The organism is Marinomonas sp. ef1 (genome assembly GCF_002806845.1).
Taxonomy (GTDB): Bacteria; Pseudomonadota; Gammaproteobacteria; order Pseudomonadales; family Marinomonadaceae; genus Marinomonas; species Marinomonas polaris.
Window position 1 is genome coordinate 81,470 of sequence record NZ_NHTT01000012.1, and the last position, 14,667, is coordinate 96,136.

A 14,667-nucleotide genomic window follows, 5' to 3' on the forward strand; every position below is an offset into this window, starting at 1 on the left:
TGCGCTAATGCTGAAACTCAACCTGCTCTTTCAACTTCTGCAAGCTGCGCTCAAAATTACTACCCGCAATATCATTTGCAAACATCGCAAGATATGGACTCAACAAGCCAGCACTAAGGCTACCTTCGATCGTCCACTTAACCAAAGTACCGCCTTTGCTTTCCTGCAAGTATATTTGATTATGCACTAAGTTTACCTTCGGTTTAGGACGCACATCAAAACGCACGACATCCTCAGATGATTCAGTCACCGATAAAACACCCTGCTCGGTTGTTTTATCATAAAACAAGGCAACAGAATCACCTTTACCCAAAACACCTTCAAATGAAGCCACTTTACCATCCTGAACAAACATCCAATCTGGCAAACGATCCCCTTGAAGCATATCTTGGTAAACCACATCACGAGGAGCATTAATAATCACACTACGCTCCACCCGATAATCTGCCGGCATAAAAAAACCAACTACCACTAAAAACAAGATAACTAACGCTGAAATACGCGTTACCTTTCTCAGCTTATAAAGAGCAGCTGGATGCGATAAATTACCCGCCATTAAAAATCCTTCAGAATACGATATTCCGCCGACATAGCATGCGCCTCTAAAGACTCTCCACGAGCCAAAGGAGAAGCAATTTTTGCCAACTCACTCGCCCCTTCAGGCGAACAATAAATCAAAGAACTACGCTTTTGGAAATCATAGACACCCAAAGGTGATGAAAATCTTGCCGTACCAGACGTTGGTAAAACATGATTTGGTCCTGCACAATAATCACCCAATGCTTCTGGCGTATGACGACCCATAAAGATCGCACCAGCATGACGGATTTTTTCCGCCCATCTCTCAGGTTCATCAATAGATAACTCAAGGTGCTCAGCAGCTACTATGTTCGCAATATCCATAGCTTCATCCATATTTTCAACATGAATGAAGGCTCCACGACCTTCTAAAGAAGCTTTAATAATATCTTTGCGACTTTGAGTTTCAATCAAACGCTCCATAGAAGCCTTTACATCTTTGATAAAAGCTAAATCAGGAGAAATCAAGATAGACTGGGCGTCTTCATCATGTTCCGCTTGAGAGAATAGGTCCATGGCAATCCAATCAGGATCCGTCTTACCATCGCACACAACGAGGATTTCAGAAGGTCCGGCAATCATGTCGATACCGACAACACCAAACACCATCTTCTTAGCTGTGGCCACATAGATATTACCTGGGCCAACAATCTTATCAACTTTTGGAATAGTTTCAGTACCATACGCCAAAGCCGCAACAGCCTGCGCACCACCAATAGTGAATACACGATCCACACCAGCAATATAAGCCGCCGCCAAAACGATATCATTAACCAAACCATCTGGCGTTGGAACAACCATGATAATTTCGCCAACACCAGCTACTTTAGCAGGCATAACATTCATCAACACAGAAGAAGGATAAGCCGCTTTACCACCTGGCACATAAACACCAACACGATCTAAAGGCGTTACTTTTTGACCAAGCACGGTACCGTTATCTTCTTGATACTGCCAAGATGGCTGCTTTTGACGTTCATGATAATCATGAACGCGCTTTGCTGCCGCTTCCAAGCTAGCCACTAACTCAGCACTGACTCGACCTTTTGCAAGAGCCAACTCTTCACGTGAAATTTCAAGCTCAGCAGAAGAAACAACGTGTCGACGATCGAAACGATTGGTGAATTCAATAACCGCCTCATCACCCTTAAGACGAACTTGCTCAACAATATCGGCCACTGCCTTTTGTACGCCTGCATCAGACACTGAGTCCCAAGCAAGTAAAGACTCTAGTTCAGAGCGAAAACCAGCAGAACTAGAAGAGAATTCTCGAATATTCAGGTTCAATTATTTGCCCTCGTTATCTTCAACCGCACGTCTTATCATTTCTAGGATAGGCTCGATTTCAGAATACTTCGTTTTATAAGCCGCTTTATTGACCACCAAACGTGTACTGATTGGCGCGATCAACTCACGAGCCTCAAGACCATTTGCTTTTAGTGTATTGCCTGTATCAACGATGTCCACAATAAGATCAGCCAAGCCCATAATAGGCGCCAATTCCATCGCACCATATAGCTTAATGACATCAGCCTGAATACCTTGCTCAGCAAAATATGCCTTCGCTGTTTTGATAAACTTCGAAGCAACTTTCAAACGTCTATTAGGCAATGGCTGACCAACAACGCCCGCCGTCATCAAACGGCATTTCGCTATCTTAAGATCCAGCAGCTCGTAAAGATTTTTAGTGGATGCTTCCATCAACACATCTTTACCAGCAACACCAAAGTCTGCCACACCATGATCAACATAAGTCGGTACATCAGTCGCACGCAAAATAACTAGCTTGATATGCTCATGATTGGTATCGAATATTAATTTTCGGCTCTTACTAATATCTTCAACTGGAACAATATTCGCTTTTTCTAAAAGCGGTAAAGTTTCACCAAGAATGCGCCCTTTCGACAGCGCAATCGTTAATGTTTTACTCATATTAATTTAAGACCCGTGAAATTTTCGCACCCAATGAACCGAATTTTTCTTCAATACACTCATAGCCACGGTCAATATGATAGATACGATCAATCTTTGTATCACCCTCTGCTACTAAAGCAGAAAGCACCAAACTTGCAGAAGCACGTAAATCCGTCGCCATTACTGGCGCGCCTTTCAAGCGCTCACAACCACGAACGATTGCAGTGTTACCATTTACTTCAATATCGGCTCCCATGCGAAGCATTTCATCTACGTGCATGAAACGATTTTCAAAGATATTTTCGATAACTCGACCAACGCCGTTTGCAATTGAGTTCAAGGCAACAAACTGTGCTTGCATATCTGTTGGAAACGCAGGGTACGGCGCAGTACTGATGTTTACAGCATTTGGACGACGCCCTTCCATATCCACTTCAATCCAATCATCACCACAAGTTACTTTCGCGCCAGCCTCTTCCAATTTAGAAAGAACAGCCTCAAGCGACTTAACATTGGTATCAATAACACGCACTTTGCCACCAGTAATAGCAGCAGCAACCAAGAAAGTACCTGTTTCAATACGGTCTGGCATCACTGGATAACTGGTACCATGCAAAGCTTCAACACCATCAATAATAATGGTATCTGTACCATGGCCCTTAATTTTAGCGCCCATTGAAATTAAACATTCAGCTAAATCAACCACTTCAGGTTCACGCGCCGCGTTTTCTAAAATAGTTTGTCCATCAGCCAAAGTCGCTGCCATCAACAGGTTTTCAGTTCCCGTTACTGTCACTTTATCAAAAAAGATACGAGCACCTTTAAGACGACCATCAACGCTTGCAATAATATCGCCACCTTCTACAGCGATTGTTGCACCCATGGCCTCTAAACCACGCAAATGCAAATCCACTGGTCGACTACCAATAGCACAACCACCAGGAAGTGATACAACCGCTTTACCAAAATGACTGACTAAAGGACCAAGAACCAAAATAGAAGCGCGCATGGTTTTAACAAGATCATAAGGCGCTTCGCAATTATTAAGAGTCGAAACATCCAGCTGAACACTCATTTTTTCGTCAACAACAACGCCACATCCCATAGAGCCAAGCAGCTCAAGCATGGTGGTAATATCGTGTAAATGAGGAAGGTTTTTAATTGTGATCAATTCTTTAGTTAACAAGGTTGCCGCTAAAATTGGCAACGCAGCATTTTTCGCACCAGAAGCACGAACAACACCATTAAGCCGAGTACCACCGGTAATCAGAAGCTTATCCATATTTTTAATCTCTTATAATAGCTTTTATAGCTTGCTTATTTGTTCTGGCGTATAGGTTTTCATTGTAACGGCGTGAATGGCGCCACTGGAAATAGCTTCTTGAAGATGTGAATACACAAGCTGCTGCCTCTTAACCGTTGACAGCCCCTCAAACTCACTTGTCACTACAACTACTTGAAAATTACAACCTTCTCCCTCTGCAACCACTTCACAGTTGCGGATAGAGGATTCCAAAAGTGCTTTAACTTCACCTGCGTTCACAGTCGCTCCAATATATAAAATATGCTCGATTCCCCTATTCTACATGAGTACAGCCAACTACTTAACACCTCTAAGCCTAACTCTGAATAAAAAACCACTTGTTTTCTAAGATTTTAATCAAGACTGACAATGCTCCCTCCCAAAAAACAAAAAATCCGAACCCATTTAATGGGTTCGGATTTTATTGCTCACAATAAAGCCAGATTTATTGAATTAAGACTTCTTCGCTAGAGACTCTCGCCAAGCAGAAATAGCCAACTCAATGTCATTCTTATTCTGCTCCATCATGACACCAAACTGCTTACGAAAGGTTAAGCCAAAGTTAATGTTGTTAATCACAACATTACTCAACATCCATACACCTTTTTTAGACTCTTCCATGAAAAAGCTGATATTTAACATGCCGCCAGATTCCATCTGGAAGTCAACGTCAACTTTGGTTTCTTTCCCCCTACCTTGAGGCCCTAGAGGTAAAACATTAATTCGATCTGCATCCAGCTCAAGCAAGGAAGTACCGTATGTTTTCAACAAGGTATCTTTAGTAACACTGGCAAAGCGAATACGCTGCTCAGGCGATGCTCTTCGATAATATTTTCCCATCACTTTTTTGGAAAAATCATCAAAATCGACCACATTCGCCAAGATATTATCAACTCGCTTCTCTAATAAAACCGGATCTTTAGACAACACCGCTTTATCAGCAACGATATCTGTTCGAAAAGCGTCAACAACTTTAATAACCGTATCCCTTGCACCATCAACGTCAGACCAAGTTACACTTGACCCAAGCAAGGAAAAAACAAAAACAACACCAGATAAAATCTTAGACATATATTACTTCTCCGAATCGCCGCCTTTGAACAAGAACTGACTGATCAAAGTTTCTAAAACCAGGGCGGATTGGGTATCAAAAATTTCACTGCCATTTTTAAGCATTTCATCCTCAGCCCCAATAGAAATACCTAAATACTTCTCACCCAGCAAACCACTCGTCAACACTGCAATAGAACTATCGGTAGGAATATTATTAACGTCCGAATCAATATTCATTGTTACCAAAGCCATATACAACTTCTTATCAAACGTAATTGACTCAACATTACCAACCGCCACGCCAGCAATAGAGACTTTAGCTCGATTTGTGAGCCCTGCAATATCATCAAACCTAGCAACGACCTGATACGTGTCTTTCTTGCTAGAGAAGGCAAGCCCACTCACTTGAACGGCCAAATAAACAAGAGCAACAACGCCCAATACAATAAAACACCCTACCAACAATTCTGAACGCTTACTTCTCATGCTAAAAATCCCCAAACATAGCGGCGGTTAATACAAAATCTAAAGCCAAAATAGCCAATGAACCTAAAACCACTGTACGAGTGGTTGCTTTACCAATCCCTTCAGAAGTGGGGACACACTCATAACCTTGATAAACAGCGATCCATGTAACAACAACTGAGAAACATAACGCCTTAATAAGGCCATTCATAATATCAGTATCAAAATACACAGACTGCTGCATTGATGACCAGAAAGCGCCATCATAAACACCTAACCATTCAACAGAAACAAGATGTCCGCCAAGAATACCCGACGCAGAAAAAATCAAACTCAAGATAGGCAAGCAAATCACACCAGCAATAAAGCGAGGCGCAATCACCCGTCTTAGAGGATCAACACCCATCATCTCAAAACTGGATAATTGCTCCGTTGCTTTCATCAAACCAATTTCAGCCGTCAAAGATGAGCCAGCACGTCCAGCAAACAAAAGCGCCGTAACCACTGGAGACAACTCCCTCAACAAAGAAAGCGCCAGTAGCTGCCCGACTGCTTCTTCTGAGCCAAACTTAGCCAAAATACTGTAACCCTGAAGCGACAGCACCATGCCAATAAAAGCACCTGAAACAATAATAATAACGAGAGATAACACCCCAACAGAGTAAAGCTGCTTCACTAGCAAATTTACAGACTCTTTAAACCGAACAGGCAACCTAAAAATACTTTGTACCAAAAATATTCCGGCTCGACCAACAGCTTCAAGCCAATCCAGTAGCGACGCCCCCAACAACTCAATGCTTTTCATAATGCAGCCCTACTAGAAATACTTTCTTCTGGATAATGGAAGGGAACAGGACCATCAGGTTCACCATTCAAAAACTGCTTTACCTCAGGGTCATCAGAAGCACGAATTTCGTCGGCAGAACCCTCAGCAATCACTCGCCCGCCAGCTAAAATACACACATGATCAGCAATAGAAAGAGACTCTTCAACATCATGAGATACAAGAACAGACGTCATATTTGCTGAATCATTAAGCTGGCGTATCAACTTAACAAGAACACCTTTAGAAATAGGATCTTGCCCAGTAAAAGGCTCATCGTACATTACTAACTCTGGATCCAAAGAGATAGCACGGGCTAACGCAACACGTCTAGCCATCCCTCCAGATAATTCCGACGGCATTAGATTAGCGGCACCGCGTAAACCAACGCTATAAAGCTTATCAGAGACAATACCCGCTATTGTTTTTGCATCCAGCTTGGTGTGTTCTTCCATTGGAAAAGCAATATTCTCAGCGACAGTCATATCACTAAACAAAGCACCACTTTGAAAAAGCATGCCCATTTTTTTGCGCACCTTATAAAGTTCAGAGCGGGACAAAGCGTGAACATTTTGACCGTCTACTAAAATAGTGCCTGAGTTTGGTGCGAGCTGCGCCGCAATTAAACGTAGCAATGTCGTCTTCCCCGTCCCACTAGGACCCATCACCGCAGTAATCTTACCTCTTGGAATAGTAAGTGATACGTTCTCATAAATAGAACGCTCTCCCCTTGAAAAACTAACATTTTGGACCTTTATATAAGCATCTACCACTGACACACCTTTTTAATCCCTATCAAATATGGCCCGATACTAACATCGCCCCCCAACAAATAAAATCATGACACAGCCAAATCCACTTTGTTTATAAGATCAAGCCTTGAATTTCAACGCCAAACCTCATTAAATGGTACTCCCTGTATCTTTGAGTAATATCAATACCATGCTGTTGTTTTCTATCGCCCTAATTGTAGGGTTAGTTTTGCTCGTAATGAGTTCCGACAAATTTATAGAACACTCTGCGCTTGTAGCAGAGAAACTGAATGTAAATCCAATGATAATAGGGATTACGTTAGTCGCGTTCGGCACATCCGCACCAGAAATGGTCGTTTCGGCCATTGCGGCACTTGATAACGCACCAGAAATAGCAGTTGGCAATGTGCTTGGCTCGAACATTGCCAACATCGCACTTGTCTTCGGCATCACATTATTATTCTCAGCAATTCCAATCGCCTCCGGACTGTCCACCAAAGAAGTCCCTCTCGTATTAGCTATCACCCTGCTAGCAGGTTTTTTACTATACGATCAGACCCTTGGCGTATGGGATGGCGTGATTCTAATTGCTGCTTTTATTATTATCCTGACAATATTGCTAAGAGGCAGTAAAGATTTAGAAAAAGATTTAAAAGAAGGCTTACCAGAAGACGATGGAACCTCTGTCAGCAAATCCCTCATCATTGCACTAATCGGATTAGCTGTATTGATAGGAAGTTCTAAATTACTTGTCTGGGGTGCAATAGGCATAGCAACCGCTTTAGGCGTAAGCGAATTAGTTATAGGCCTTACTATCGTTGCAGTTGGAACCAGCCTACCTGAACTAGCGGCTTCAATTAGCAGCGTCAGAAAAGGCCATCACGATATAGCAATTGGCAATATATTGGGATCAAACATCTTCAACTTGGCCACCGTATTACCACTACCAGCCCTTATTGCTCCAGGACTAGTAGATCAAAGCGTGATAAGCAGAGATTTCCCTTGGGTATTAGGTTTAACTGTTGCACTCGCTCTTGCTATTTTCATTTTCAGGAAAACGAAAAACAACAGCATCCCTAGATGGGTAGGCTTACCGCTTATTGCTTCTTATGGTGTTTATTTATTTATTATTAGCTCAAACGGTTCGGTGTAATGCTTTCGTTAAAAACACTAACAAAACCCAAAAGCCTTTTAATCATTGGGGCTACTTTAATAGTAGTAGCCTCTTTAGGATGGTATGGGGCAGCACCTATACAAAACCTCGTTCAAGCAGACTCATTAAGCAGTTCTCCAGACTACTTTATTACTAAGGTCAAAGTTAAAGAGTTTGATGCTGACGGGCTTCTGATAGAAACACTTGATGCTGAACAAACGCTGCACTACATAGCAAAATCCAAAACACTCTTACAAACGCCTAACGTCGAGCGCTACTCAAAATCAGGCCATTGGAGCGCAAAAGCAGATAAAGGGGTTATTGAAGACGGAAGTAATGATATTCTATTAACCGAAAATGCCAGAGCGACTAAAAAATACCTTCAATCTGAAGATATAAAGCTAAGTGCAGATAACATACATTATTTAGATAAAGATCAATCACTAACCAGCTATGGAAATGCAACACTTATCTCCACTCAAGGAGAGACTTCTGCTGGCACAATTACAACATATATAAACTCAGAAGAAGTCGTGATGACAGGATCTGTACGAGGAAAATATGAAACGATTCATTAACGTCAGCGTGTTGCTTACTTCAGCCCTAATTGGCCAATACGCATACGCACTACCTGAAGACACAACCAAGCCATTAGAAATACAAGCTGATGAGGCATCATTCGACCAAAATTCAGGCGAAGCAATATACAAAGGTAATGTATTTGTTAAGCAAGGTACCATTGAAATTCAGGCCCAATACCTTAAAGTAACAACAGACGCTAAGACCCGAAAATTTAGCAGCCTAGAAGCCACAGGAAAACCTGCGAAATTCAGTCAGCAGATAGACTGGAGCGGCAACATTGTTATCAGTAAAGGCAATGAAATACATTATTTAACCAGCGAATCAAAATTAGAAATTATTGGTGATGGTTACCTAAGCAGAATGCAGAACTCCATCACCGCAGACTACATCCTCTATATGATTGATGACGGCACATTCAGTGCTGAGAAAAAAGATTCAGGGCGCGTATCAATGACCTTACAACCACAAGCGCCAAAAGATAAACAAGCACCTGAGAATAAAAAATAGATGGCACTACTAGAAGCAAAACACCTTGCGAAGAGCTACAAAAAACGCCAAGTCGTAAAGGATGTATCTATTTCCGTTGAGTCTGGCCAAGCCGTTGGCCTGCTTGGCCCTAATGGCGCGGGTAAGACCACCTGTTTTTATATGATAGTTGGCATGGTAGCAAACGACGCTGGCGGCATATTTATTGATGGCCAAGACATCACTCATGACGCCATGCATACTCGTGCTCAAAAAGGCATTGGCTACCTCCCTCAAGAGGCATCTATTTTTAGGAAAATGTCTGTAGAAGATAATATCCTAGCAATTTTAGAAACCCGCAAAAAGCTAACAAAAGCACAACAACAAGAAAGACTAGAAGAACTCTTAGAAGAGTTTCATATCACCCATATTCGCACCAACCTAGGAATGGCACTATCAGGAGGAGAAAGGCGCCGGGTTGAAATAGCGAGAGCGGTTGCCATGAACCCAAAATTCATCCTACTTGATGAACCCTTTGCCGGCGTAGACCCTATCTCAGTTGGTGACATAAAACACATAATCAAACATCTCCAAGAAAGTGGAATCGGTGTCTTAATTACCGATCACAATGTCAGAGAAACACTAGACATCTGTGATAAAGCTTACATTGTTGGCAATGGTTACATCATTGCATCTGGTGATGCCAGTACCGTCATCAACAATGAACAAGTAAAAAAGGTCTATTTAGGCGACGACTTCCGTCTGTAACCCCTTATCATTGCTGTAGAAAGGGAGTAGTATGCATAACTCGTTCCAATTCATTCAAATAGAAGAAAGAGTTGCTCTATGAAGCAGTCTTTACAATTAAAGCTTGGTCAACAGCTGACTATGACGCCACAACTGCAACAGGCTATTCGCTTGCTGCAGCTTTCTACGTTGGATTTAAAACAAGAAATTCATGAGTTTCTTGAATCGAACCCATTGCTTGAGCTCGACGACGACGAACAAATTCATCACGACATCCCTGCAAGCATAGAATCAAAAAGCGCTGCCGATACAACAGTCGACAATAATAGCGAAGAACCACGCGTAGAATCTGAGTGGACAGAAAGCATCCCTGAAGAACTATCCATAGATAGTAACTGGGATGATACCTATCAAAGTTCTGCAGCTGTCAGCGATCACAACAGCTACGAAGGCGATAGCGACTTCGAAAGCCGTAACGCACCAGCAGAAAGCATCCAAGACCATCTTATATGGCAATTAAATTTAACCCACATGTCAGATCGCGACATTGAAATCGCTTACGCCATCATTGAATGCGTTCAACCTGATGGCTACTTAAGCATTTCTCCCGATGACATCTGGGAATCTCTCGGCACTGAATTAGAAGATCTAGATATTGAAGAAGTCATTGCAGTGCAGCATAGATTGCAGCGCTTTGACCCTGTAGGCGTATGCTCAATTGACCTACGCGACTGCCTTCTTGTGCAACTAGAAGCATTCCAAAGCCACCCGCTGTATAAGAGCACATACAATCTTATTGATCATTACCTACCATTACTAGGTAATCGAGATTTTGCTCAGTTGAGCCGTAAAACAAAACTCAAAGACGAAGCGCTAAAAGAAGTCGTCAATTTGATTCAACAGCTCAACCCACGCCCAGGCTCAGTTATTGACGCTGACGACACGGACTACGTTATTCCTGATGTCACAGTGAAAAAACGCCATGACGTATGGCAAGTGGAACTAAATAATGACGCTTTGCCACCCATCAAAATCAATGAGACTTACTCAGCGATGGCTAGCACTGCAGCAGCAACAGCAGAAGATGTGACTTACATAAAAACCTCTCTTCAAGAAGCAAAATGGTTCATGAAGAGCCTACAGAGCCGCAACGAAACTTTATTAAAAGTGGCAAGCTGCATTGTAAGTCGACAAATTGATTTCTTCGAACTAGGCGAAGAAGCCATGAAACCAATGGTTCTTCACGATGTCGCAGAAGAAGTAGGTATGCATGAGTCAACTATTTCCAGGGTAACAACTCAGAAATACATGCACACACCGAAGGGCATCTTTGAGCTGAAATACTTTTTCTCCAGCCATGTAAACACCGCCTCCGGCGGAGAATGTTCTTCTACCGCAATACGAGCTATGATTAAAAAGCTTGTATCGGATGAACCGGCGAAAAAACCGTTAAGTGATAACAAGCTAGCTGCTATTTTAGCAGACCAAGGCATACAGGTTGCTCGACGCACTGTAGCCAAATATCGAGAGGCGATGAACATCCCTCCTTCCAATGAACGAAAACGACTGATCTAAACGGAAACCATTTTATCATGTCCTTGAAATCATTATTAAAAGCGGAACTCGTTCTCGCAAAACAAGATATTGTTAGTAAAAAACGAGTACTTGAAAGCATTGCTGAAGTTGCTTCCAACCGACTACATTGTGACAACGAAGCTGTCTATGACGCACTACTAGGTCGTGAAAAGCTAGGTAGTACAGGCATAGGCAACGGCATAGCTATTCCACACTGTCGCCTAGAATCTGCAAACCATACCGCTATTGTCGTTATGTCATTGCAAACTCCGATTGATTTCGATTCCATCGATAAAAGAGCGGTAGACTTAATATTTGCATTAATTGTTCCACCTCATGAGTGTGACCAACACCTTGCAACGCTAGCTCAAATAGCAGAACTTGCCCAATCCCCAGAAGCACTGGATAAATTGCGCACAGCACAGACCAATGAAGAACTATTCAATATATTTGAATCACTAATATAGGAAAAAAGCATGCAGGAAGAGTCCGTCACGATCATAAATAAACTTGGCTTGCATGCTCGCGCTGCTGGCAAATTGGTTGAAACAACCACTCGCTTTTCTTGCGATATCACCATAGAAAAAGATAGCCGAAATGTTGACGGAAAAAGCATCATGGCAATGATGATGCTTGCTGCCGGCAAAGGCACAGAAATTCGCATCAAAACCAATGGTGAAGACGAGTTAGATGCAATAAAAGCGGTAATAGAATTAATAAATAATCGTTTTGGTGAAGACGAGTAAGACTTATATGTCAGAGCAAAACACTCTAAATCACCTCCAAACGGTCACCGAATCGCTCGAATCCGGTACCACCATGCAAATCCGTTATTTACTTAACGGCGCTTTGCCCGCACAGGATGTTGCTCGTCTATTAGAGTCTTCTCCTCCCAAAGAGCGTAAGCTTCTTTGGGAGTTAATAGAAGCCAAGAATGAAGGCGAAGTACTTCAATATCTAAGCGAAGATATTGGCGTACAATTCATGAAAAACATGGATACAGAGCGACTTATCGCCGTATCCGAACATTTTGAAAGCGATGACCTAGCCGACTTACTACAACACCTACCAGAAAAGGTCGTAAAAGAAGTTCTTGCGTCAATGTCCACGCAAGACAGAACAAGAGTTGAAGCACTATTAAGCTACTCGGAAGATTCTGCCGGCGGCTTGATGAATACGGACACCATCACCATACGTCCAAATATTACCGTCGATCTGGTGTTTCGCTATTTACGCAGACACTCAACACTACCAGACATGACAGACAACTTACTTGTTGTCAGCCGCTCAGATCGCCTTTTAGGAATACTTCCACTTACCAAACTACTGGTATCAGATATTAACGCAACAGTGCGCGATATCATGGAAACAGAATTCACCGTCATTGACGCAGAAACACCAGCTAGCGAAGTCGCGCAGCTTTTTGAAAAAATGGACCTAGTATCCGCTCCCGTTATTGACAGCAAAACTAAAAAACTACTTGGCCGCATCACCATCGATGACGTTGTAGACGTTATCCGTGACGAAGCCGAACACTCCATGTTAAGCATGGCGGGTCTTGATGATGACGAAGATACCTTCGCGCCTATCATGAAAACCACCAAGCGACGTGCAGTTTGGCTTGGCATAAACCTAATAACCGCCTTTACAGCGTCTTACGTTATTGGCTTATTCCAAGAGACATTAGACCAAGTTGTCGCATTAGCTATACTCATGCCAATCGTTGCTAGCATGGGCGGTATAGCTGGTTCTCAAGTACTGACACTGGTCATTCGTGGTATTGCACTCAATCAGATAGGCTCCACCAATACTCGCTGGCTACTTAATAGAGAGCTCATTGTTGGACTCATAAATGGCCTTCTTTGGGCAACAGTAATAGCCGCACTTACCGCACTTTGGTTTGACAACATCAAGATTGCCTATATCATTGCGGGCGCCATCATAATAAATCTGCTATTTGCAGCAGCCACTGGTACACTTCTGCCAATTCTACTAAAAAAAATTGGCATCGACCCTGCCCTAGCAGGCAGCGTAATTTTGACTACCGTGACCGACGTGGTTGGATTTCTATCCTTCCTTGGTCTCGCTACTATTTTTCTAATATAGGTTCCCATGACAGACTTTGATCAATTTGAAAACAACGACGAAGAAACCCCTAAGAGCAAAACCCAGATCAAGCGTGAAATGGAAGCCCTGCAAGATCTTGGAAAAAAACTACTAGGCTTAAGCAAAAATCAGCTTAAAAAAGTGGAAATGTCTGACACTCTACGCGAAGCATTCGTTGAAGCTGGCCGCATAAAGCAACATGAAGCCATGAGAAGACACTTGCAATACATCGGCAAAGTAATGCGTACAGAAGACCATGAAGCCATAGCGCACCGTGTAGCGCTTTTCGATTCCACTTCTGCTGCTTACAACAAGCTATTTCATCAGCTTGAGATTAAACGCGATATGCTAATTGGCGAGAACAGCAAAGAAGTGCTGTCTGAATACTTAGCAGAAAACCCACAGATTGAAGACATTCAACTGCTTAGACAACTTATTCGCCAATCTCAAAAAGAAGTATCTCAAGAAGGCAACACCACAAACCGTAAAAAACTTTTCCGTTTCTTACGTGAAGCCGAAGAAAAGCGCCTTGGTTTAATGGAATAACCTTAAACTCAAGTCCAAAGTTCGACGCTATATATTGATAATGGCGTATCCGCACACAAAATTGCCCGTCTTTAAGATGGGCTTTTTTATGCTCACCCCCTACTAAAAACTAACGCCCACAAAAACTCGAACTCGCCGTGCAATTTATTGTCTTAGTCTACAGCGATAAGGCATGCCATAATTTATACCAATAACGTCCATCATAGTGACAGGAGAACAAGTCTTATGAGTAAACCATACAACAAGCTTACACCTGTAGAAGCTAGTGTAATCCTTGATAAAGGCACCGAACGTCCATTCACTGGAGAATACACCGACACAATGGAAGGCGGCCTGTATGTTTGTCGCCAATGCGAAGCGCCGCTTTACACCTCAGAACACAAATTCATTTCTCACTGCGGCTGGCCAAGTTTTGACGACGAAATCCCCAATGCTGTAAAACGCGTACCAGATGCCGATGGCCGACGCATAGAAATCGTCTGCGCCAATTGCGAAGGCCACCTAGGTCATGTATTTGAAGGGGAAAGACTCACAGAAAACAACATCCGCCACTGCGTTAACTCCATCTCAATGAAGTTCGTCAGCCAAGGCTGATCACTTAGTC

General features: G+C 42.6%; 19 protein-coding genes. 10 read left to right on the plus strand and 9 right to left on the minus strand.

All coding sequences use genetic code 11. The features are described 5' to 3' along the window. Nucleotides 1–4 precede the first annotated feature (4 nt). From CCS02_RS16495 to CCS02_RS16535, 9 genes are all read right to left on the minus strand, one after another. Nucleotides 5–556, minus strand: coding sequence for an SRPBCC family protein (locus tag CCS02_RS16495; RefSeq protein WP_100637161.1), 552 nt, complete (start codon nt 554–556; stop codon nt 5–7). Beyond that, nucleotides 556–1,866, minus strand: a complete 1,311-nt coding sequence (gene hisD, locus CCS02_RS16500; protein ID WP_100637162.1) for a histidinol dehydrogenase — start codon at nt 1,864–1,866, stop codon at nt 556–558. The genes CCS02_RS16495 and hisD overlap by 1 nt, the downstream gene beginning before the upstream one ends. Next, nucleotides 1,867–2,511 carry an ATP phosphoribosyltransferase gene (hisG, locus tag CCS02_RS16505; RefSeq protein WP_012070108.1) on the minus strand — a complete coding sequence of 215 codons (645 nt, stop codon included), beginning with the start codon at nt 2,509–2,511 and terminating at the stop codon, nt 1,867–1,869. Between the two features lies 1 nt (nt 2,512). Continuing rightward, the gene (gene murA, locus CCS02_RS16510) at nt 2,513–3,775 is read right to left on the minus strand and encodes a UDP-N-acetylglucosamine 1-carboxyvinyltransferase (RefSeq protein ID WP_072839858.1); all 1,263 of its coding nucleotides are present in this window, start codon (nt 3,773–3,775) and stop codon (nt 2,513–2,515) included. Between the two features lie 24 nt (nt 3,776–3,799). Then, a complete protein-coding gene (locus CCS02_RS16515; protein ID WP_012070110.1) occupies nt 3,800–4,036 on the minus strand; it encodes a BolA family protein in 237 nt (78 codons plus the stop codon). 213 nt (nt 4,037–4,249) lie between these two features. Beyond that, nucleotides 4,250–4,867, minus strand: a complete 618-nt coding sequence (locus CCS02_RS16520; RefSeq protein WP_072839857.1) for an MlaC/ttg2D family ABC transporter substrate-binding protein — start codon at nt 4,865–4,867, stop codon at nt 4,250–4,252. A gap of 3 nt (nt 4,868–4,870) precedes the next feature. Continuing rightward, nucleotides 4,871–5,335 (minus strand): outer membrane lipid asymmetry maintenance protein MlaD, encoded by a 465-nt coding sequence (mlaD, locus tag CCS02_RS16525; protein ID WP_072839856.1) that lies wholly within the window; start codon nt 5,333–5,335, stop codon nt 4,871–4,873. A gap of 1 nt (nt 5,336) precedes the next feature. Continuing rightward, nucleotides 5,337–6,119, minus strand: a complete 783-nt coding sequence (mlaE, locus tag CCS02_RS16530) for a lipid asymmetry maintenance ABC transporter permease subunit MlaE (protein WP_100188416.1) — start codon at nt 6,117–6,119, stop codon at nt 5,337–5,339. Then, nucleotides 6,116–6,916: an ABC transporter ATP-binding protein gene (locus CCS02_RS16535; protein WP_084122376.1), complete on the minus strand. Its 801-nt coding sequence runs from the start codon at nt 6,914–6,916 to the stop codon at nt 6,116–6,118. The genes mlaE and CCS02_RS16535 overlap by 4 nt, the downstream gene beginning before the upstream one ends. Before the next feature lie 127 nt (nt 6,917–7,043). Here CCS02_RS16535 and CCS02_RS16540 point away from each other — a divergent pair, with 127 nt between their 5' ends. The 10 genes from CCS02_RS16540 (at nt 7,044) to CCS02_RS16585 (ending at nt 14,657) form a co-directional block, all read left to right on the plus strand. After that, nucleotides 7,044–8,042 carry a calcium/sodium antiporter gene (locus CCS02_RS16540; protein WP_100637163.1) on the plus strand — a complete coding sequence of 333 codons (999 nt, stop codon included), beginning with the start codon at nt 7,044–7,046 and terminating at the stop codon, nt 8,040–8,042. After that, nucleotides 8,042–8,620 carry an LPS export ABC transporter periplasmic protein LptC gene (gene lptC, locus CCS02_RS16545; RefSeq protein ID WP_100637164.1) on the plus strand — a complete coding sequence of 193 codons (579 nt, stop codon included), beginning with the start codon at nt 8,042–8,044 and terminating at the stop codon, nt 8,618–8,620. The genes CCS02_RS16540 and lptC overlap by 1 nt, the downstream gene beginning before the upstream one ends. Continuing rightward, a complete protein-coding gene (gene lptA / locus CCS02_RS16550) occupies nt 8,604–9,131 on the plus strand; it encodes a lipopolysaccharide transport periplasmic protein LptA (RefSeq protein WP_072839852.1) in 528 nt (175 codons plus the stop codon). The genes lptC and lptA overlap by 17 nt, the downstream gene beginning before the upstream one ends. Continuing rightward, the gene (lptB, locus tag CCS02_RS16555) at nt 9,132–9,857 is read left to right on the plus strand and encodes an LPS export ABC transporter ATP-binding protein (protein WP_012070118.1); all 726 of its coding nucleotides are present in this window, start codon (nt 9,132–9,134) and stop codon (nt 9,855–9,857) included. It abuts the gene before it with no gap. Nucleotides 9,858–9,935: 78 nt separating this feature from the next. After that, on the plus strand, nt 9,936–11,411 hold the full coding sequence (locus tag CCS02_RS16560; RefSeq protein WP_072839851.1) for an RNA polymerase factor sigma-54: 1,476 nt from the start codon (nt 9,936–9,938) through the stop codon (nt 11,409–11,411). Nucleotides 11,412–11,428: 17 nt separating this feature from the next. Continuing rightward, a complete protein-coding gene (ptsN, locus tag CCS02_RS16565; RefSeq protein ID WP_012070120.1) occupies nt 11,429–11,878 on the plus strand; it encodes a PTS IIA-like nitrogen regulatory protein PtsN in 450 nt (149 codons plus the stop codon). 9 nt (nt 11,879–11,887) lie between these two features. Continuing rightward, complete coding sequence (locus CCS02_RS16570; RefSeq protein WP_012070121.1) at nt 11,888–12,157, plus strand: HPr family phosphocarrier protein; 270 nt, start codon at nt 11,888–11,890, stop codon at nt 12,155–12,157. Nucleotides 12,158–12,164: 7 nt separating this feature from the next. Next, complete coding sequence (gene mgtE / locus CCS02_RS16575) at nt 12,165–13,517, plus strand: magnesium transporter (protein WP_100637165.1); 1,353 nt, start codon at nt 12,165–12,167, stop codon at nt 13,515–13,517. A gap of 6 nt (nt 13,518–13,523) precedes the next feature. Next, complete coding sequence (yjgA, locus tag CCS02_RS16580; protein ID WP_100637166.1) at nt 13,524–14,063, plus strand: ribosome biogenesis factor YjgA; 540 nt, start codon at nt 13,524–13,526, stop codon at nt 14,061–14,063. Nucleotides 14,064–14,288: 225 nt separating this feature from the next. Continuing rightward, nucleotides 14,289–14,657: a methionine-R-sulfoxide reductase gene (locus CCS02_RS16585; protein ID WP_072839848.1), complete on the plus strand. Its 369-nt coding sequence runs from the start codon at nt 14,289–14,291 to the stop codon at nt 14,655–14,657. The last annotated feature ends 10 nt before the right edge of the window (nt 14,658–14,667 follow it).